The organism is Rhodopirellula bahusiensis (assembly GCF_002727185.1).
Classification (GTDB): Bacteria; Planctomycetota; Planctomycetia; order Pirellulales; family Pirellulaceae; genus Rhodopirellula; species Rhodopirellula bahusiensis.
In genome coordinates this window covers 192,334-210,569 of the sequence record NZ_NIZW01000012.1, presented here as the reverse complement: position 1 = coordinate 210,569, position 18,236 = coordinate 192,334, and the positions used below count along the sequence as shown (strand labels likewise).

The following is an 18,236-nucleotide window of genomic DNA, read 5'->3' as shown; positions in this document are numbered from 1 at the left end:
CGCATGTATCACGCGACGACTTCTCAGCCGGCTTTGCTGCCGTCGAATTGGTACACCGATTCGACGATTCATCGACGCGAGGCGGCTGCGCTGGGGCGGGCCGGTTGGCAATTGGTCACGACGACAACGGGGCTATCCAAGCCCGGCGACTACCAAGCGATGGACCGGTTGGGAGTTCCACTGATCGTTCGCAACCACGACGGCGAGTTGGTCGCGCTGCGAAACGTTTGCGCTCATCGTCAGTGTCAGCTGGTGACGGAAGGTGGCGGGCATGCAAAGGATTTGAAATGCCCCTATCACGGATGGCAGTACGGCGGAGACGGTCGCACTCGAAAGATTCCGGCCGCGAAAAATTTTCCGCACTTCGATCGAGAACGCTACCGCTTGAATCGCTATCCAGTGCAAGTGGTTGGTCAGTTGGTTTTCGTGAATCTGGCGGGCGAAGCGACCACGCCGGGAGACGATGATTGGGTCGGTGACTTCGCCGCGAAAACGGACGCGAAGTTGTGGCAGCAGGTTCTTCATGAGGAACTGGAATACTCGTGCGATTGGAAGATCCCGATTGAAGGTTCGCTGGAAAGCTACCATCTCAGCGAAGTCCACTCGCAGACATTTGGCAACGATCCGGGTGAGAACGAGAGCACGCACGAATTGCTTTCTTGGGGAACTCGATTTCGGACGGATGCCCGTGACGATTCGTTTCTTGCTCGGATGGAAGAACGTGTGATGCGATGGTTGGTCGGAGAATTCGGGCCTCACTATCAGCATGTTCATGTGTTCCCAAATATCATGGCGTCGTTCACGGACACCATGAGTTTGGTCTATCAGATCACGCCCACCGGAACATCGAAGAGCAAGATCACCGTTTTTGGATTCACCCGCCGCCCCAAACGTTCGGGCATCATCGCGGGCCGGGTCGCGAGCGGATTGGGACGCAGTGCGGCGTCGATGGCTCGGAAAGTGTTAGATGAAGACGCGGCCATTTTTCCGCTCGTTCAGGCAGGAATGAATTCAGCTTGTCTCGATGACACGAGTCAGCAAACCGGGCGAATTTTTGGACGCTGTGAAGAGAGACTACATGCCTTTCATGTGCACTGGAGCAGCCTGATGAATTCAGAACGCGTGTCGTCAAAAGAAGCTACGTTGGAAGATCACCATGAATGAGGGATCGGGGACAGACATGAAACCATCAGCGGACTTGAAAGGCAAACGAGCTTTGGTCACCGGCGCAAGTCGTGGGATCGGTCGTGCGATCGCGTTGGAGTTGGCCGCTCGAGGTGCTTCGGTCGCGATCAACTTTCTGAAGTCGGAAGAACAAGCGGTCCAGGTTGCCACCGAGATATCAAATTCCGGCGGAACAGTGATGTTGGTGCGAGCCGATGTTTCGTCCAAGGAAGACGTGGAAGCCATGGTCGAGAGCGTCGCTCAGAAATGGGGCGGGTTGGACATCGTTGTCAGCAACGCGGCGGCCGGCGGTTTTCGCGATCTGAATGATCTGACGCCCGTCAATTTCGAGGCGGTCCTTCGTAGCAATTCGGCGCCCGTGGTTTGGCTTGCTCAAGCGGCATGGAAATATTTGGCGGAAGGCGACGCGCACGGAAAGTTGGTCGCCGTCAGCAGTCACGGTTCGAACTGGGCGGTGCCTCACTACGGAGCGATTGGTGCCTCGAAGGCGGCACTCGAAGCCTTGGTGCGTCATCTGGCGCTCGAGTATGGTGACCGAGGCATCAACTTCAACTGTGTGTTGCCCGGAATCATTGCCACCGATGCCATCGCCAGCATGCCTGGTTCCGAAGGCCTGATTGAGGCGGCAAGCGAACGAATGATGGTCGGCAAACGGCGACTTTGCGAACAAGATGTCTCGTCCGTGGTGGCGTTTCTATGCGGCGACGGAAGTGATCTGATTCAAGGGCAAACGCTCGTGATCGATGGTGGAGTCAGCATTCGCGTGTGATGCGAAGGTTGGCCAGGCAAGTTTTCATGACAGATGATTTAGGCGATTGGGAGTCCGATGATTGACCCACTGATTCTTCGACGAGCGACAATTGTGCTCGTGGTACTGTTGGCTGGAATGGTTGTGTGGCAGGTGGTGAAGTCCACGGCAGAACAACCTACCGCGAACAAGGAACGTGACCCGAATGCACCCGAGCTAAGCCTAGGTAGTTTCGCGCAGCCGTCGTTTGCTTCCAAGTCCGACAACGAGGCGCGTGGCGAACTCACTCTTCGCGTTGGAAAGATCGGGTCCGCACCGAGGCGTGATGAGATCACCGTGTTGAAGTCATTGCCTGATTCGGAACGTGATTGGACACGTGCCTACTCGATGGCGAAAGGCAATGCTTGCCGCTTGGTTGCACCGGGGGCAACGGTATCGGCACCGCTGTCGATGGCTCGCTCTGGCCAGCACGGCGAGCTGGGACGTTTGTCAGCCATCACAATCGGTTTGGAGATGGCAACTCAGGGCCGTCAGAAGTTGCCCGCCGTCACTCGTCAGCAAGTCGACCAGTACTTTGAAGACCATCGTTTGTCGGTCCAGCCCAAGCTGTATTACGACGAAGACAAACGTGTCTACTTTGGCACCGACTGCACGGCAGCTTTCTTTGAAATCGAGCGTCCCGGTTACACCATCGAACCGGAGCCGATGATCAATGTGGCAGTCAGCCGATTTCGCACGCTCGGGATTGTTGGCACGTCAGAGGATTCCGGTGTCTTGCTGGGACGGACTCTGGCGTTGATGTTTGCTTTCGAAAAGAGTGATGACACCATTTCAGGTGTGGCAGATGGAGGTCGTCAGGCGTTGGAATTGATGCTGTTGCATTTGCCACAAGATTCAACGGCGGAGGACTTCAACATTGAGGTCTACATCACCAGCGATGAGCGGGCCAGTTTGCACCGTTTGGATCTGGGGAATGAGGCGGTCAACTCGCCGCTTCCGACGATCTCGTCCGAGGTTCGTTTTGACAAGATGATCTTGATGGGCATGTACCCGGCGGAGCCCGTCGTGACCAAGATTCACTTCCGTTCGGCAGGCATTCTTTCGATGGAAATGATCACTCGGCTAACGCGAGGAACCAGCGAACGCACCGGGATGAGCCTGACCGAGATTTTGGATGAGTTCGGCAAGCTCTCGATGCAGTCCCCGATTGATACCTCACCAAAGTACGAGGACGCGGAAGTGGCTGAGGCGGCTCGTCGAAAGTACGAACGCTTGCGAGCCATGCGTGAAGAAGTTTCGCGTGACGACGCAATCTTGACGCCGTCCAAACGCCCAATGATGACCGGACTGGACGACTGATCAGTTGGTTGAGGCCGTTTCGAATGGCGCTCATCGTTGCGTGCGTGCTTGCAGCGTGGACACAAAAAACGGAAGCCAATCTGGTATCAGACTGGCTTCCGTTCATTGAATGTCATTCGTGAATCGTATCGGGTTTAGCGATCGCCACGGCCACCGTAGCCGCCACCGCCTCCGCCGCCGTATCCACCACCGCCGCCACCATAGCCACCGCCGCCACCATAGCCACCGCCGCGGTTGCCACCGCCACCGCCGTAACCACCGCCGCCGCCACCACGGCCGCGTCCGCCGCCGTAGCCTCCTCCTCCTCCACCGCCACTGCGTGGCTCACGTGGACGAGCTTCATTGACTGTCACGCTACGGCCATCGATTTCGTGGCCGTTCAGGTTTTCGATCGCATCCTTAGCACCTTCGGCATCCGCCATTTCGACGAAGGCAAATCCGCGACTACGTCCTGTCTCTCGATCCATGATGATGTTCACAGCTGACACTTCGCCATACTGTTCGAACGCGCCACGGAGTTCTTCCTCGGTGGCCTTGAACGAGAGGTTCCCGACATAAATGTTCGTCACTAATCTGATACCCTGCAAACCGTCACCAACGAGGCAAGATGCCTCTCGCATTCGGGCTCGTTTCACTGGAAAACGCTTCCAAAACAAACCAACCAACCCAAATGTGGTGCTCAACTGACTGCGCAGCGTGAACCATCCCGATACCCCAGTCAATCCCATCTTTTTGCCCCTCCCTCGGAATTCACGAAACAATCCGAGAGCGTTTGAGACGCCTGGGGACGCGGTTTTGTGGGGGTCGTTGCTTTAGCCTATGTGTGCCATTTCACTGTTAAAGCGAAGGCCTAGCTTCACTTCAAGATGCGTTCCGCGGTCCGTTCCGACGCCGCAATCACCGGTGCGATCCCCACGCCACCCAGTGCGTTTGTGTTCAGGTGCAGCCCCTCGAGTGAATCGATCGCGGCTTGAATCCGTTGGACTTTGTCCAAGTGACCAACCTCATACTGGGGCATCGCCTCGTTCCAACGCACGACTCGAACGAGGGCGGTGATGTCCTCGAGTGGTTGAGTCTGATCCAGTCCGATGAGGTCACCCAGTTCGGTGCGGACGACATCGGTGATCTCACTATCGCTGCGGTCGAGGATCTCCGGTTGCAACACACCGCCAACAAACGCTCGCACAATCACGTGATCATCGGGAGCACGCTGGGGAAACTTGGTGCTGGCGAAACTACCTGCTAGCACGCGTCGGTTTTCCTTTGGCGGCACGACAAAACCAAATGTTGCTGGCAGACGTGAGATGCAATCCCTGCGAACAGCCATCACCACAATCGCGGTGGATGCGAATGAAATCGAGCGAAGCGTGGAGGCCGCTTCTTCACTGAGCGATTGCAAGAGATTCGCTGCGACGTGCGCGGGTGTTGAAACGACGACTTGATCAAACTCTTGGGAAGACTGATCGCTGCATTCGGTTTCGATGTTCAGTTGATAACGATGGTTCGGGCGCGGGACGATTGAGCGAACAGCCGTGTTCAAGCGAATGTTTTCACGCCCGACGAAATCGGCGAGCATATCCATCCATTGCTTCATCCCATTTGGAAACGCACGAAACTTTTCGTAGCGAGCGCCACTGCTGGCTTGTTCCGTGGAGTCTTCGCCGGTTCGGATGCGTCGCAGAGTTGCTTTGGCGAGCGACCCGTCGTTGGTCTCCATATCCCAGATCGGTTTCATCGTCGCTGCCATGCTGAGGCGATCGACATCGGCCGTGTAGATGCCCGCGACCAAGGGAGCGACGATGTTGTTCAGGCACTCGTTCCCCAATCGCCGACGCACGAACGATCCAACGCTCTCGTCGGTCACGCTGTCGGCTCGACGTGGAACGAAGCGTTCTCGAAGCAATCGAAGTTTGCCCGAGAGACTTAGCAGAGGCGTCGTCAGCATCGAACCGAGTTTGGTTGGACGCATCAACACAAAACCTTCTGGGATCGGGATCAGCTTGTTCCCTCGAGCGATCATGGCACCGCGACCGAGCGGGTTGGGACGCAGCAATTGATCCGCGACTCCAAGTTGCTCGCACAGATCGATGGCGGCCGATGGAGCGGTGGCGAACATGTCGGCACCGTGATCAACCACGAAGGTGCGACCCGAGTTGTCCGTCAACGTCTCCGTGTGAATCACGCCCCCGAGTCGATCGGCGGCTTCAAAGAGAGTGATGTTGGGAAGAGGCTTGTTCTGCTTTTTCGACAACAAGAGAAGGTGAGCGGCGGTGGACAGTCCAGACAGTCCGCCGCCGATGATCGCAACATTCATCAATTCAATGGGCTCATTTATTCGTCGGTTCCATGCGGAAGCTAGGGCCGCTTTGGTCCATGCTGCCGTCTTGCATCATGGGTTCGCCGTAGCTGGGGTCCATGCCCATTTCCATGTCATCGTATCCCGGTTCACCCATGCCGTATCCGGGCTCGCCCATGTCATATCCGGAATTGCCGTAACCTGACATCCCGTTTGAATTGCGACCGCCGCCCATCTTCATCGCGGCACCGGCCATGCTCAGGAATGGTTGAAGCGGTGCAAGCATCTGTTCGGATGCCTCGTGAAAGGCTGTCGCGTCGGCGGCGGATTCCAATGCCGGCAGGTGTTGCTCAAACTGGGGAGCCATGCCAGTTGCCATCGCGCCGAGTGCACCGCCAGCTTGCTGGAGCGGCACTGCGGAGACCGTGTCGGCAGTCATGTCGCTAATCTTTTTCTTCTGATCTTCAATCCACTTTGGGAATTGATCCGCCACTGATTTAGGAACCCAGTAGCCTTCGACACGCACAAAGTCGATTGTTTCGCCACGAGGTGGGCGCCGTTGTCCTGGTTGCTGGCTGCCCGAACCGGCTCGTCGGATTGTCGCGGTGTCTTCATCGAAACGGGCGACTTCCCACATGGCATCGGAAGACGTGAAGGATTGTGTGAGTTGCCGAAAGTATGGTGCCATCGCTTCACTTCGCGAGCGGAACCAGTTTGTGAATCCTTGTTCGCGGATGGATTCTGCGTTGGCAGCATCGTCGGCCAACCCAGCGCGAATCATGCCCGCGACTGGCAAGACCATTTCATCGATCACATCCAAGTAGGGACTTTCGCTGTCGGGAGAACCAGAGGCCAACCGCGGGTGCGACTTGATCCAGTTTTGACGAGTGACGATCAAGTCTGCCCAACGATAGAACTGCTGAACGGCTTCGTTCCAGTTGCTGGCGTCAGCTTTCTGCATGGACAAGTTTGCTAGTTCGTCGATGTCACTGCGGTACGAAGGCGGCAACGCATCAATGGCGACTGCCAGGTGTCCCTCGCGAAGCTGCGAGTGAACTTGTGCAATGACTTCGTCGATTGACAGATTCGGTGCCAGCGGTTGGTAGGCGGAAGGTGCCGGAGGGGTGGGCAGTGGATCCGGTGCTGCTGCCGATTCTGCATTGGCAACTTGTTGCAACTCTTCGCTCAACAGTTGGCGTTGTTCTTTCAAGCGAGTCGCAATTTCTTCTGCTTGGATCCGGCTTTCCGCGATCAGCGATTTCATCGGCACGCTGACACGTTTGCCGTTGGACATCAACAGGATGACGTTGTCGTCCCACAACCCGATCATCTGAGCTTGGACCGTTCGGTTGCCAACCAAGCTGGTCCAGTTTTCCGCCGTCAGATTCGATGACGTTCCCAACGTGACGACTGACGCAACCGCCAGGCCAATTGTGCCTGTTAGGATCGAGAGTCGAAGCCGATGTTGCCGAAAGAAGACTTGGCGATCAAGCATGATCGATGGTCCGAATGAAAGGTGAGGCGGTGAGATCGCGAAGTCGAGACGGGCAAACTCGGTGGTCACTGTTCCACTGAACGGAAGGCTCTGCTTTTCAGCCGATTTGCATCTCTCTTCAGCCCACCAATGTTGATCAACGACGGGCTTGGAAAGCGATGTGCACACTACCACGCCGCTCGACCTCATCCACTATAGTAACTCAGGCGGGCGGGGTCGCCGACGTGAAAAAGGCATCTGGGAGTTGAAAACGCGATGGATGAACTGGGCTACCCGGACGATGAAGAAAAGCAGCGGCTTCGCGAGAAGCACTACAACGCGACAATCATCAAACGGATGGACCTGACTGAGGATCTGGCGAGGTACCGGATCCAGTGCGACGAACCTGTGATGCCGTTCGAGCCCGGGCAATATGTCGCCATCGGGCTGGGGAACTGGGAACCGCGATTGCGAGGCACCCAGCCTGAGGACGTCCCTGTCAAAAAGTCGCGAAAGTTGGTCCGGCGGGCATATTCTATTTCATGCCCGATGCTGCACGATGCCGAATCGCCCAATGCGGGCGAACTGGCGCCCGTCGACCAAATCGACTACCTGGAGTTCTACATCACATTGGTGCGTCAGGGCGCAACTTCCGCGAGCAAGCCACCTGCCCTAACGCCTCGCCTGTTTGGCAAAGGGGAAGGTGATCGAATCTGCGTCGAACGCAAAATCACCGGGCGATATTTGTTGGGTGAGATTCCAACGAACGAAAACGTTTTGATGCTCGGAACCGGCACCGGCGAAGCTCCCCACAACGCGATGGCGACCACTTTGCTGTCGCGTGGTCACCTCGGGAAAATCGTCATCGCAACCAGCGTTCGATACCAATCGGACATTGCTTATCAGAGCGAGCACGATGAGCTGATGCGTCGATTTCCCAATTATTGCTACCTACCACTGACGACTCGTGAGCCCAAGAATTTAGAGCCAAACCGCCCTGATTACGTCGGCAAGCAGTATCTGCAAACGATGTTCACCACCGGCAAGTTGGCGGAGTTGGTTGGCGATCCACTCGCGCCCAGCAACACACACGTTTTCCTGTGCGGGAACCCAGACATGATCGGTTACGTGCCGCCCGGTGGCGACGTTCCCGATAAGCCCGGCATGCTACCGCTGCTTCGTGCAGCCGGATTTCATGATGCCACAGAAACACCGGGACCCGGCACCATTCGATTTGAAAAGTATTGGTAAGCTAGCCGGTTCAGACACAAACGTTCACATTCAACAACTATCCACATCAACTAGCACGTCATCCCACGAGAGTGATCATGGACTTGAACAATACAATCGCGTTGATTCTTGGCGGTGGCCGCGGAACACGATTGTTCCCGCTCACAAAGATCCGCGCCAAACCCGCGGTGCCATTGGCCGCGAAGTACCGATTGATCGACATTCCGATCAGCAATTGCATCAACAGCGGACTGAATCGCGCTTATGTCCTGACGCAGTTTCTATCCGAGAGTCTCCACCGCCACCTTCGGCAAACGTACACCTTTGATCACTTCAGCGGTGGGTTTGTCGAACTGCTGGCCGCTCAGCAGACCGTGAATTCCGGCACCGATTGGTACCAGGGCACCGCCGACGCGGTCCGCAAAAACTTGGTGCACCTGCGAGAGAGTTGGATCAAGCATGTGTTGATCCTTTCGGGCGACCAACTGTACCGAATGGATTTTCGCGAGATGATGAAGACTCACATCGAGTCGGGAGCGGCCGCGACCATCGCGGGCATCCCGGTGACGCGAAAAGACGCTTCGGCACTGGGAATCATGCAAGTCGATGATTCCGGACGGGTGACTGGGTTTGTTGAAAAACCCCAAACCGAAGAAGAGATCGCAAAGGTCCGCATGGAGCCCAGCTGGATCGATGCTCGTGGGATTGAGAGCCAGGGCCGTGATTTGCTGGCCAGCATGGGGCTGTACATCTTCGACAAGGACCTGATGGTCGACATGCTCGAAAACAGCCTTCACAGTGACTTCGGCAAAGAAGTCTTCCCCGAGGCGATCAACACTCACAAGGTTCAGTTGCACCTGTTCGATGGGTATTGGGAAGACATCGGAACGATTCGCTCGTTCTACGAGGCGAACTTGTCACTGGCTAGCAAGAACCCGCCGTTTGACATTCGCAATCGTCACTCACCCATCTACAGTCGCCCTCGATTCCTTCCGCCGACGATCATGGGCGATGCGAAGATCACCGGCAGCTTGATCGCGGACGGTTGCCGCATCGGTGACAATGTGACGATCGAAAACAGCGTGATCGGACTTCGGACCGTTATCGGCGACAATGTCACGATCAAAGACAGCGTCGTGATGGGAGCCGACTTCATCGAGATGCGAGGTGCAAATCGCGACGGCAAGCTGCCGGTCGGCGTCGGCGCCGGAAGCGTGATTCAGGGTGCGATTCTGGATAAGAATTGCCGCGTTGGTGAGAATGTTCGAATCTTGAACGAAGCCAAGGTGGAGCACCAAGGCGAAGACGATGACCTGCAAATTCGCGATGGAATCAGCATCGTGATCAAAGACGGCCAGATCCCCGACGGATTCAGCTGTTAGTCAGCGAGGCGACCGATTGTGGCTCGGCGGTTCGCCGCCGAGCTCGATGGTGCTCCCGTCGATGGAGCTAGAAGTACTCGCTCAGATTGGCCGCATGCCAGCGAAAACCAAAGGCAGAGATTCTGCTGGCCACTGCTTGTTGCTCGCCATCAATTGATGGCGAAGCTCAGGAGTCGGCGGATTCTTTGGAGGCACCCAGTTGCCGGGTGACCGCCTCAATTGGGATCGGAATCCCTCGCAGGCAACCTTCCAAGACCAGTTCCGTGCCGACGACGCCTTGGAATCGGGCGACGATCATGCGTCCGCGGCGAGCTTTTTCGAGCTTCACCAGCACGATGAGATTATCGCCGGGAGTAACAACTCCTCGAAAGCGAACTTCATCGACCCCGCCGAAACCGACCATTGCGGCACCGAGCAGGTCGTGTTTTTGGGTGTAGTAGCTAGAAAGCTGAGCAACAGCTTCTAACATCACGACGCCGGGCATCAGCGGCATGCCGGGCATGTGACCGCGAACCCAAAACTCGTCTTCAGTGATTGCCTTGTAGGCGGCGCACGCGTGTTGATCGAGATCCTCATAGAGAATCGCGGTCAACTGTTCCATTTCGTGCCGCTGCGGGTTGTACTGGCGAATCGCTTCGATATCGGCGATTGGCTTGTCAACGTCCAGCAGAGCCGGATCAAGGATGAATTCGCTGCGTGCCACGATCAGGTCTTGATTTTTTTCCGCTTAGCTTTGCGTGCCTTCGCATTTGCGGGGCGTTTGCCGTGGTTGGCTTTCTTTGTTTTCCGGTGGGGCTTGGCCACTGTATCGGTCGCTGTTTCTGGAGGAGAGACGTGTGAAAATGGCAAGCAAATCGGCGATTGAAACCGTCAGCCAACGCAGTCGGATGTTAGCGTTCGCGGTAAACGATGCGACCCTTGGTCAAATCGTATGGCGAAAGCTCCACGCGAACTTTGTCGCCTGGAACAATCCGGATGAAGTGCTTTCGCATTCGACCAGCAACGTGGGCCATGACCTCGTTGCCGGTTTCCAATTGCACACGAAAGCGAGTGTTGGCGAGGGCTTGTGTAACGGTGCCCTCAACTTCAAAAGCTTCTTCTTTCTTACCCAAAATTGAACCTTCTTAGCGTTTGCTAAACTGAACGCCACGGCGAGCACCACGAAGGCCTGGTTTCTTACGTTCCTTCATGCGTGAATCACGCGTCAGGAAGCTGCCTTCACGCATCGGGTCGTGCAAAGCCTCATCGTGGCTGCACAGAGCACGAGCGAGGCCCATGCGAACGGCTCCGGCTTGGCCGGTCATTCCGCCGCCCGAAACACGAATCAGCAGGTCGACCGATTCGGTCAAGCCAGCGGCTTCGAGGGTTTCAGTGATCGCGTAGCGATGTTGGTCGTTGACGAAGTAATCTTCGATCGACTTACCATTGATAGTGATTTTTCCGCTGCCGGGACGAACGCGTACTCGGGCAACGCTGCTTTTGCGACGTCCTGTTCCCAGTGCGTCGCCGTTGATCTTGTCTTTTTTAACTGCAATCATGGATCAGACCCGCGTGATGCGGTCGGTGAGGGCGTGTGGGAACTAGGCGCTGGCTTTTTTGCCGGTGCGTGCCAATTCGACGGGTTGCTGAGCGGTGTGTGGGTGCTCAGGGCCAGCGTAGATTTTCAACTTGCTCAGCATTTGGCGAGCGAGTTTGTTCTTTGGCAACATGCGACGAACGGCGTGATACAGCAAATATTCCGGTTTGCGATCATGACGATCTTGGTAGCTTTCCAGACGCAAGCCCGGGTAGCCGGTGTACCAAGTGTAGTGGCGATCACGCATCTTGTTGCCCGTCATGCCGATCTTGTCGGCGTTGGTGACAATCACGAAATCGCCGCAATCGACGTGTGGGGTGTACTCAGGACGATGTTTTCCCATCAATACGACAGCGATATCGCTGGCGAGTCGACCGAGAACTTCGTCGCTGGCATCCACAACATGCCATTGCTTTTCGATTTGGCCGGGTTTGGCCATGTAGGTACGTTGAACAGCCACTGCTCACAACTTCTGACAAAAGGGCACCGAAAAATTTGAATCGCAGAACCTACTCGACTGAACCCAAATTCGGCAAGGGCTATTTGGGAAACGTTTGTAGGCTTTTTGGGCGAAATGGGATAGCCGAGCTAGCCAACCTTGGATCGGATCTCCCCCGCGGCGGCGGGCTGGGATCGTGTCTTGGCAGTCGTCTTCGCTTTTCGCTCGGGCTTTGCCGTCAGTTGAATTGGCGGGACCGAGGACGATCCACCATGAAACGTGCGTTTGCGATCAATGGTGTGATCAAGCACAAACGCTCCGCCCGGCATCCCCTTTCGCGGCGAGACACGCAAGATTGACGCGTGTCCGCACTGAGGGCATCGAATCCGAAGGCTATGTGTGTCCAACATCTTTTGGATGGAATTGGCAAGTTCTCGGTTTTCGCTGAGTGTCGGGAGCGATTGGCCGACGAGTCCCTGCAGCTTGGACTGAAGGGTTAGCCGCACGGTCCGCTGAATCCGGTTGAGTTCCCACTGCAGAGATTTCAGCATTTGGCCGGTCTCGTTGCCCTCCATTTCTGGGCTCCCGATTTCTGCGGTTTCGGATGGTGTCGATCCTTTTACCTCGTTGGAAATCTTCGGATCCGTGGCCTTTGGTTCCGCACCGCTTTTGTCGCTGGTTTGGATGCGGTGACTGTCGGCTGAGTCGGGTCGATCTTCGGGTGCAGCCAAAACGGCGTTCCAGGCGGAAAGAGATTGTCTGAGAAGAGGTCGAGGGTCGGCGGATGGTGAAACGAGTTCAACGACTTTTCCGACTCGACTCTGGACAAGAGGTTATACAAAATGTATAAGTTGTCCAGCGGGAATCGTTTCAATCGATTTTCTCTGTGTTTTCGGCGTTGTCGGACGAGACGTGTTGGGGGGTAAGACCGGGGCAACCGGCGTTTCCCATTCCAGCGTCACAGTTCGCCAGCGAAGAATGCAAACTCCGCTTTTGAAGCGACTTCCAGTGGCGATCTAGGCGGAATTTTAAGTAGTGTCGGCCCACTGGACATTTCCGCCCCCTTCTCGCCCGAGCAGTCAGACAGGCCCATGTCGGTCAACCAACAAACGGTCGAAGAAACCAAAGCGCAGATCCGCGGTTTGGTCAACGAAATCGCAGCTCTCACCAAGAGCGGTGCCACCGCTTCGGAGTTCTATCCGGAGTTGCTGAGCAAAATCATCACCGCCCTGGCCGCGGCCGGTGGTGCGGTGTGGCTGCTCGATGAGGATCAGCAGCTACGGTTGCAGTATCAGATCAACGCTGAGCCGTCGATTCTGAACGAAGGCACGGAAGACGCCGATCGCCACAACCGGCTGATTCGTCGCGCAGCCGCGTCGGGCCAGTCGCTGCTCGTTCCTCCTTACAGTGGAACGACGGACGGCGACGCCGAAGGCAACCCGACTCGTTACTTATTGGTGTTGGGTGCTCTGCAGCACGATGGCCAAAAAGACGGCTTGATCGAAATCTTCCAGCGTCCCGACACCGCCCCCGATACACAACGTGGCTACCTGCGGTTCCTGCAGCAGATGTGCGAGCTCGCGGCCGAATGGCTCCGCAGTCAAAAGCTTCGCACACTCGGGGATCGCCAAACGCTTTGGCAGCAAGCCGACTCCTTCGCTCGTGCGGCTCACGAATCACTGGATCTGAAAGAGACCGCCGCGATTGTCGCCAACGAAGGTCGCCGACTGATCGGTTGCGACCGAGTCAGTGTTGCAATCAAAAAGGGTGGCAAATGTAAAGTTGAGGCCATCAGCGGTCAGGACACGATCGAGAACCGCTCGAACATCGTTGCAGCCCTGAACGTGCTGGCCACGCGGGTTGTCGCGGCTGGCGAACCATTGTGGCACGACGGGTCCACGGAAGATTTGCCGCCGCAGATCGAAGAAGCCCTCGAAGACTACGTTGACCTTTCTTACGGACGGAACATCGCGGTCCTCCCGCTTCGGGAGCCACAACGAAAGCTCGGCCAAGAAGCTGAGATGGGTGCCGCCGGCGAAGTTGATCGCGACGATGCTCACCGCGGTGAAGTCATCGGCGCATTGATCGTCGAACAGATCGAAACGGATCTTCCGCCTGAAATCTTCCGCCAGCGATGCGACTTGGTTTACGAGCACGGCACTCGCGCAATCGCCAACTCGCAGGCTCACTCAAATCTATTCTTGATGCCAGTGTGGCGAACACTCGGTCGAGCGACTTGGGTTTTGCGAGCCCGAACTCTGCCAAAGACATTGGGAGTGGTCGGTGCGATCGCTGCCCTGATCTGCGGATTGATCTTCATCCCGATGGAGTTCGACCTGGAAGCCGACGGAACACTCAAAGCCGAAGCTCGCCGAGAAGTCTTTGCGGGCATCGATGGCGAAGTCCGTGAGGTGCTGGTCGATCACAACTCGATCGTGGCCGCGGGCGATCCGCTGGTGAAGATGATCAACCCAGACATCGGCATCGAACTGGAAGATCTACGCGGTCAGATCCGAACGACGTTGGCTGAATTGCAACGCATCCGGACTCAGTCCCGCAATCGATCGCAATTGAAGGCGACCGAGCGACGCGCGATTGAATTGGAAGAGGTCGAAGTCGAAACCAAGCTCGAAGCACAGCGAGCCAAGCTGCAGCTGAAAGAGCAGCGAGCTGAAGACTTGATCGTACGGTCGCCGATCGATGGCATCGTCGTTTCATGGGAAGTCGAAAAGATGTTGCTCAACCGTCCGATTCAAACCGGTCAAGTGTTGATGGAAATCGCTGACCTTTCCAAGCCGATGTATCTCGAAATCGAGATGCCTGAAAAACGCGAAGGTCACTTGGACCAGTTCATCCATGACAACAAGGTCCAGTCGTTGGATGTGGATTACATCCTGGCGTCGAACCCTGATGAACCGTTGCCCGGCAAGTTGCCCGTCGAAAACATTTCGCTGCGTGCGGAATCCAACGAAGAGCACGGCTCGGTCATCAAGATGCGAATCCTGCCTGACCTCACTGAACTGAGCAAAGTGTCTCCGAGTCCCGGTACCAAGTTGACCGCGGACGTCAAATGTGGCAAACGAGCCAGCGGGTTTGTGTTGCTGCACGAAGTCTTTGAGTGGGCCTACAAGTTCGCTTTCTGATTTCCTCCCACCTTCTCTCTCTTCTCTTTCAAATCTCATCACCTTGTCCCTCCACCACGAGATCCCTTTGATGAAATCCTGGCGATTGATCGTTGCTGTATTGGCTGGCGTTTGCGTTTCCGCAATCAACGCTGAGCCTGCCACGGCGCAAACCAGTCTGAGGGGCGAAACCCCTTTGGTCGCAGAGTATTGCCAAGTCAGATACATCCGGAAGGTCGACATTCCTGCGGAAGTCGAAGGCAAGTTGGTTGAGCTGCCGATCGAAGAAGGTATGAACGTCGCGAAAGACGATCTGCTGGCGTTGGTCGATGACACCTCTGCACGTTTGGCTCTCGAGTTCAAGAAAGCGGAAGAGAAAGAAGCTCAGCTCAACGCCGCGAATGAAGTCAACTTGAAGGACGCACGCAACAACGAAGAGTTGGCTCGAGCCGAAGCGGAGTCATTTCGTGAGCTCTACGAAAAGGGAGCCACGCCGTACTACGAAATGAAGAAGAAGGTTCTCGAAGCCATCCGCGCGTTGCTTCGAATCGATTTGGCGGAAATGCAAAAGAAGATCGCCGAAGCCCAGTACATCGCGAAACGCAGCGAACGTGAAATTGCCGAGTTCGAACTGGACCGCCGGCGTATCACCGCTCTGTTTGATGGCTACATCGAGATGCGAATCGCACAACTCGGTGAATGGGTGCAGCCTGGTTCGCCAATCGCGACGCTGGTTCAGCTGGATCGCGTTCGAGTTGGTGGCGACATCGACGCGCTCGCATCCAATGGTGCCGTTCGCGCTGGCGCACCCGTGTTGGTTCGTGTGTTCAACACGGCGAATCCAGATCAAAACTTTGAAGTGAACGCTCCGTTGGGATTTGTCAGCAGCGAAGTGGATGGCCAAAAACGTTATCGGATTTGGGTCGACGTGGACAACCAAAAGGACAGCAATGGGAATTGGATGATCAAACCGGGCATGGAAGCTGAAATCATTTTCCAGTGATTTCAAATCCGTTCCATCAATCCCTCTCGCTCTCTTTTTCCTGACCTTTTCATTCGACACTTGGCTCCATGACCACTCTGGCTGAATCACTGGTAAGCAGTTCGTCACGTGCACTGACGGTGCGCCGACGTCCTGACTTGACCGCCAGCCGCCACCATTACCAAGGGCAAGGGTATTGGGTGGTCAAAGAGCCTGTGGGATTGCAGTACTTTCGTTTTCACGACGAAGAGTATTTTATCCTGAACATGCTGGACGGGCATGTCAGCCTGCAGCACATCAAAGACGGTTTCGAGCAACGGTTCGCGCCACAGAAAATCACATTCGGTGACTTGCAACAATTCATCGGCATGCTGCACCGCAGCGGCTTGGTGATCAGCAATTCACCCGGCCAAGGAAAGTCGCTTCGCGAACGCGGACGCAAGAAGAAGAACAAGGAATTGATGGGGAAGATGTCCAACGTCTTCGCCGTCCGTTTTCGCGGGATTGACCCCGAGAAGATCCTCAATCGGATGTTGCCCATCTTTGGGTGGATCTTCACTGTCCCCGCGTTGATCTTCTTTGCGGGGTTGTTGCTGGCCGCGTCTTTGTTGCTCGCGACACAGTATCAAACTGTTTACGCCAAGCTGCCGACGTTCCATCAGTTCTTCGCTGCGGATCGCTGGATCATCCTGGCCGCGACGATGGCGATCGTGAAAGTCATTCACGAATTCGGGCACGGGTTGAGTTGCAAGAAATTCGGCGGCGAGTGTCACGAAATCGGCTTCATGCTGCTGGTGTTCACTCCATGTCTGTACTGCAATGTGTCCGACTCATGGATGCTGCCGAACAAGTGGAAACGAATCTGGATTGGTGCCGGTGGGATCTATGTCGAGATGATCCTGGCATCGATTGCCGCGTTCGTTTGGTTCTTTAGTGAACAAGGGACGACGATCAATGACTTGTGTTTGAACATGATGTTCTTAAACGTCGTCAGCACGATCTTGGTCAACGGCAACCCGCTGCTGCGGTTTGACGGTTACTACATCATGATGGACTACCTGGAGATTCCTAACCTTCGCCAAAAGAGCACCGAAGTGCTCAAGCGATGGTTCCAAAGCACGTGCTTGGGATTGGAATTGCAGGATGATCCATTCTTGCCAACTCGCAATCAATTCATGTTTGGATTGTTCACGATCGCCAGCGTGATTTATCGCTGGGTGGTTGTGTTTTCGATCGTATGGTTCGTGATGCAGGTTCTTGAGCCTTATGGCTTGCAAGCACTCGGGCGGATCTTGGCCGTGATTGGCTTCTCGGGTTTGGTTGCTCAACCCATCATTCAAACGTGGAAATTCATCCGCACACCTGGGAGATTGTCAAAAGTGAAACGCGGACCGTTGTTAACATCGCTCGCCGTGTTTGGCGTGGTCGTCGCCGCGGTGTGCTACATCCCGTTGCCGCACCACATTGATGCGGCATTTGAAATTCGACCCAGTCGTGCGGGAATGGTTTACGCCGGCGTGGTTGGGCGCGTGGAAGAGACCGTTCCGGTTGGAACCTTGGTCAGCACCGGCGACACGATCGCTCTATTGAAAAATCCCGAACTCGAAATTCGGCTGGCCGACTTGCATGGCGAACGCAAACTCGCCCAAGTGCAGTTGATGAACTTGAAGTCGCGACGCTTGGACGATGCGTCGGCGAAGATTCAAATCGAAACTCAAGAAGAAATGCTGGAATCGATCGAAGCGTTGCTTGCCAAAACACAAGAAGAGTTGGACCGGTTGACTGTACGATCCAAGCGAGATGGTTTTGTGCTTCCTCCTCCAGAAAAGAAGGAACAAGATCCTGGTGATGGGCGTCTACCTAGTTGGAGTGGAACACCACTTCAAGAACGCAACCGAGGTGCCTTGTTGACGGCGGATGATTTGATCTGCGAGATCGGTTCACCCGAAGCATTCGAGGCCGTGTTGATCATCGACCAAGGTGACCGGCAATTGGTTCGTGAATCGCAAGAAGTGGATCTGAAGCTTGATTCACGGCGACTGGAAACGTTCCATGGGTCGATCGAGGAGATCTCGAAGAAGCCACTTGAGGCGGCGTCCGCGTCGATGTCCAGTCAAACGGGCGGAAGCTTGCAGACGGAGATTGATCCTCAGACAGGACAAATCAAACCTCGCAGTGTCTCGTATCAAGCTCGTGTTCCAATCGAAGGACTTGAGTCGCCATTGCGGCCTGGATATCGCGGTGCGGCCAAGGTTCATGTGGACCCAATGTCTTTGGGAGCACGTTTATGGCGAGTCATCATTAAAACTTTCAACTTCGACTTCTGAGTGAGCTAGGCTTCCACCATCCTTTCCATTTGACGTGGTTTAACGTTTGGCTTTTTAGAAGCGATTCAAAATTCGGATTCTTGATCCTCACCCGTCGCTTTCGCGTTGCGACGTAG

At 55.6% G+C, this 18,236-nt stretch carries 17 protein-coding genes; 8 read left to right on the top strand and 9 right to left on the bottom strand.

All coding sequences use genetic code 11. From position 1 onward, the window contains the following. The first annotated feature begins 3 nt into the window (after positions 1 to 3). From CEE69_RS16895 to CEE69_RS16885, 3 genes are read left to right on the top strand one after another with little or no spacing between them, the layout of a single operon-like run. Positions 4 to 1,164: an aromatic ring-hydroxylating oxygenase subunit alpha gene (locus tag CEE69_RS16895; RefSeq protein WP_099261783.1), complete on the top strand. Its 1,161-nt coding sequence runs from the start codon at positions 4 to 6 to the stop codon at positions 1,162 to 1,164. 16 nt (positions 1,165 to 1,180) lie between these two features. After that, positions 1,181 to 1,954 (top strand): SDR family oxidoreductase, encoded by a 774-nt coding sequence (locus tag CEE69_RS16890; RefSeq protein ID WP_099261782.1) that lies wholly within the window; start codon positions 1,181 to 1,183, stop codon positions 1,952 to 1,954. 57 nt (positions 1,955 to 2,011) lie between these two features. After that, positions 2,012 to 3,292, top strand: coding sequence for a hypothetical protein (locus tag CEE69_RS16885; protein WP_099261781.1), 1,281 nt, complete (start codon positions 2,012 to 2,014; stop codon positions 3,290 to 3,292). Positions 3,293 to 3,426: 134 nt separating this feature from the next. Here CEE69_RS16885 and CEE69_RS33515 read toward each other — a convergent pair whose 3' ends face one another. The 3 genes from CEE69_RS33515 to CEE69_RS16870 all read right to left on the bottom strand — a co-directional run bounded on the left by CEE69_RS33515 (position 3,427) and on the right by CEE69_RS16870 (position 7,083). Then, on the bottom strand, positions 3,427 to 3,912 hold the full coding sequence (locus CEE69_RS33515; protein WP_261341352.1) for an RNA recognition motif domain-containing protein: 486 nt from the start codon (positions 3,910 to 3,912) through the stop codon (positions 3,427 to 3,429). A gap of 236 nt (positions 3,913 to 4,148) precedes the next feature. Further along, entirely contained in the window at positions 4,149 to 5,606 is a 1,458-nt protein-coding gene (gene hemG, locus CEE69_RS16875) for a protoporphyrinogen oxidase (protein WP_099261779.1), read from the bottom strand. A gap of 13 nt (positions 5,607 to 5,619) precedes the next feature. Next, positions 5,620 to 7,083, bottom strand: coding sequence for a hypothetical protein (locus tag CEE69_RS16870; RefSeq protein ID WP_099261818.1), 1,464 nt, complete (start codon positions 7,081 to 7,083; stop codon positions 5,620 to 5,622). A 255-nt stretch (positions 7,084 to 7,338) separates the two neighbouring features. Between CEE69_RS16870 and CEE69_RS16865 the strand changes: the two genes are divergently transcribed. Both CEE69_RS16865 and CEE69_RS16860 read left to right on the top strand, forming a co-directional pair. After that, complete coding sequence (locus CEE69_RS16865) at positions 7,339 to 8,313, top strand: ferredoxin--NADP reductase (protein ID WP_099261778.1); 975 nt, start codon at positions 7,339 to 7,341, stop codon at positions 8,311 to 8,313. 71 nt (positions 8,314 to 8,384) lie between these two features. Then, a complete protein-coding gene (locus tag CEE69_RS16860; protein WP_099261777.1) occupies positions 8,385 to 9,674 on the top strand; it encodes a glucose-1-phosphate adenylyltransferase in 1,290 nt (429 codons plus the stop codon). Between the two features lie 166 nt (positions 9,675 to 9,840). Here the strand turns inward: CEE69_RS16860 and CEE69_RS16855 are convergent, their stop codons facing one another. From CEE69_RS16855 to CEE69_RS16835, 6 genes are all read right to left on the bottom strand, one after another. After that, the gene (locus CEE69_RS16855) at positions 9,841 to 10,377 is read right to left on the bottom strand and encodes a 3-hydroxyacyl-ACP dehydratase FabZ family protein (RefSeq protein ID WP_099261776.1); all 537 of its coding nucleotides are present in this window, start codon (positions 10,375 to 10,377) and stop codon (positions 9,841 to 9,843) included. A gap of 2 nt (positions 10,378 to 10,379) precedes the next feature. After that, positions 10,380 to 10,478, bottom strand: coding sequence for a 50S ribosomal protein bL37 (locus CEE69_RS33680; RefSeq protein WP_390173962.1), 99 nt, complete (start codon positions 10,476 to 10,478; stop codon positions 10,380 to 10,382). Positions 10,479 to 10,564: 86 nt separating this feature from the next. Beyond that, positions 10,565 to 10,786 carry a translation initiation factor IF-1 gene (gene infA, locus CEE69_RS16850; RefSeq protein ID WP_007328023.1) on the bottom strand — a complete coding sequence of 74 codons (222 nt, stop codon included), beginning with the start codon at positions 10,784 to 10,786 and terminating at the stop codon, positions 10,565 to 10,567. A gap of 12 nt (positions 10,787 to 10,798) precedes the next feature. Further along, positions 10,799 to 11,212 carry a 30S ribosomal protein S9 gene (rpsI, locus tag CEE69_RS16845; protein WP_007328022.1) on the bottom strand — a complete coding sequence of 138 codons (414 nt, stop codon included), beginning with the start codon at positions 11,210 to 11,212 and terminating at the stop codon, positions 10,799 to 10,801. Positions 11,213 to 11,254: 42 nt separating this feature from the next. Further along, positions 11,255 to 11,710 carry a 50S ribosomal protein L13 gene (gene rplM, locus CEE69_RS16840; RefSeq protein WP_099261775.1) on the bottom strand — a complete coding sequence of 152 codons (456 nt, stop codon included), beginning with the start codon at positions 11,708 to 11,710 and terminating at the stop codon, positions 11,255 to 11,257. 128 nt (positions 11,711 to 11,838) lie between these two features. Next, positions 11,839 to 12,420, bottom strand: coding sequence for a hypothetical protein (locus tag CEE69_RS16835; RefSeq protein WP_233215312.1), 582 nt, complete (start codon positions 12,418 to 12,420; stop codon positions 11,839 to 11,841). 360 nt (positions 12,421 to 12,780) lie between these two features. Between CEE69_RS16835 and CEE69_RS16830 the strand changes: the two genes are divergently transcribed. The 3 genes from CEE69_RS16830 (at position 12,781) to CEE69_RS16820 (ending at position 18,120) form a co-directional block, all read left to right on the top strand. After that, positions 12,781 to 14,832 (top strand): efflux RND transporter periplasmic adaptor subunit, encoded by a 2,052-nt coding sequence (locus CEE69_RS16830; protein ID WP_099261774.1) that lies wholly within the window; start codon positions 12,781 to 12,783, stop codon positions 14,830 to 14,832. 70 nt (positions 14,833 to 14,902) lie between these two features. Then, positions 14,903 to 15,814: an efflux RND transporter periplasmic adaptor subunit gene (locus CEE69_RS16825; protein WP_233215311.1), complete on the top strand. Its 912-nt coding sequence runs from the start codon at positions 14,903 to 14,905 to the stop codon at positions 15,812 to 15,814. Between the two features lie 68 nt (positions 15,815 to 15,882). Then, on the top strand, positions 15,883 to 18,120 hold the full coding sequence (locus CEE69_RS16820; protein ID WP_315852529.1) for a hemolysin D: 2,238 nt from the start codon (positions 15,883 to 15,885) through the stop codon (positions 18,118 to 18,120). The last annotated feature ends 116 nt before the right edge of the window (positions 18,121 to 18,236 follow it).

What these genes read in the sequence shown, in the direction of transcription:
- CEE69_RS16895 (WP_099261783.1), top strand. Translation starts at nt 4, where the DNA reads ATGTATCACGCGACGACTTCTCAGCCGGCTTTGCTGCCGTCGAATTGG.
- CEE69_RS16890 (WP_099261782.1), top strand. Translation starts at nt 1,181, where the DNA reads ATGAAACCATCAGCGGACTTGAAAGGCAAACGAGCTTTGGTCACCGGC.
- CEE69_RS16885 (WP_099261781.1), top strand. Translation starts at nt 2,012, where the DNA reads ATGATTGACCCACTGATTCTTCGACGAGCGACAATTGTGCTCGTGGTA.
- CEE69_RS33515 (WP_261341352.1), bottom strand. Translation starts at nt 3,912, where the DNA reads ATGCGAGAGGCATCTTGCCTCGTTGGTGACGGTTTGCAGGGTATCAGA.
- hemG (WP_099261779.1), bottom strand. Translation starts at nt 5,606, where the DNA reads ATGAATGTTGCGATCATCGGCGGCGGACTGTCTGGACTGTCCACCGCC.
- CEE69_RS16870 (WP_099261818.1), bottom strand. Translation starts at nt 7,083, where the DNA reads ATGCTTGATCGCCAAGTCTTCTTTCGGCAACATCGGCTTCGACTCTCG.
- CEE69_RS16865 (WP_099261778.1), top strand. Translation starts at nt 7,339, where the DNA reads ATGGATGAACTGGGCTACCCGGACGATGAAGAAAAGCAGCGGCTTCGC.
- rpsI (WP_007328022.1), bottom strand. Translation starts at nt 11,212, where the DNA reads ATGATTGCAGTTAAAAAAGACAAGATCAACGGCGACGCACTGGGAACA.
- CEE69_RS16830 (WP_099261774.1), top strand. Translation starts at nt 12,781, where the DNA reads ATGTCGGTCAACCAACAAACGGTCGAAGAAACCAAAGCGCAGATCCGC.
- CEE69_RS16825 (WP_233215311.1), top strand. Translation starts at nt 14,903, where the DNA reads ATGAAATCCTGGCGATTGATCGTTGCTGTATTGGCTGGCGTTTGCGTT.
- CEE69_RS16820 (WP_315852529.1), top strand. Translation starts at nt 15,883, where the DNA reads ATGACCACTCTGGCTGAATCACTGGTAAGCAGTTCGTCACGTGCACTG.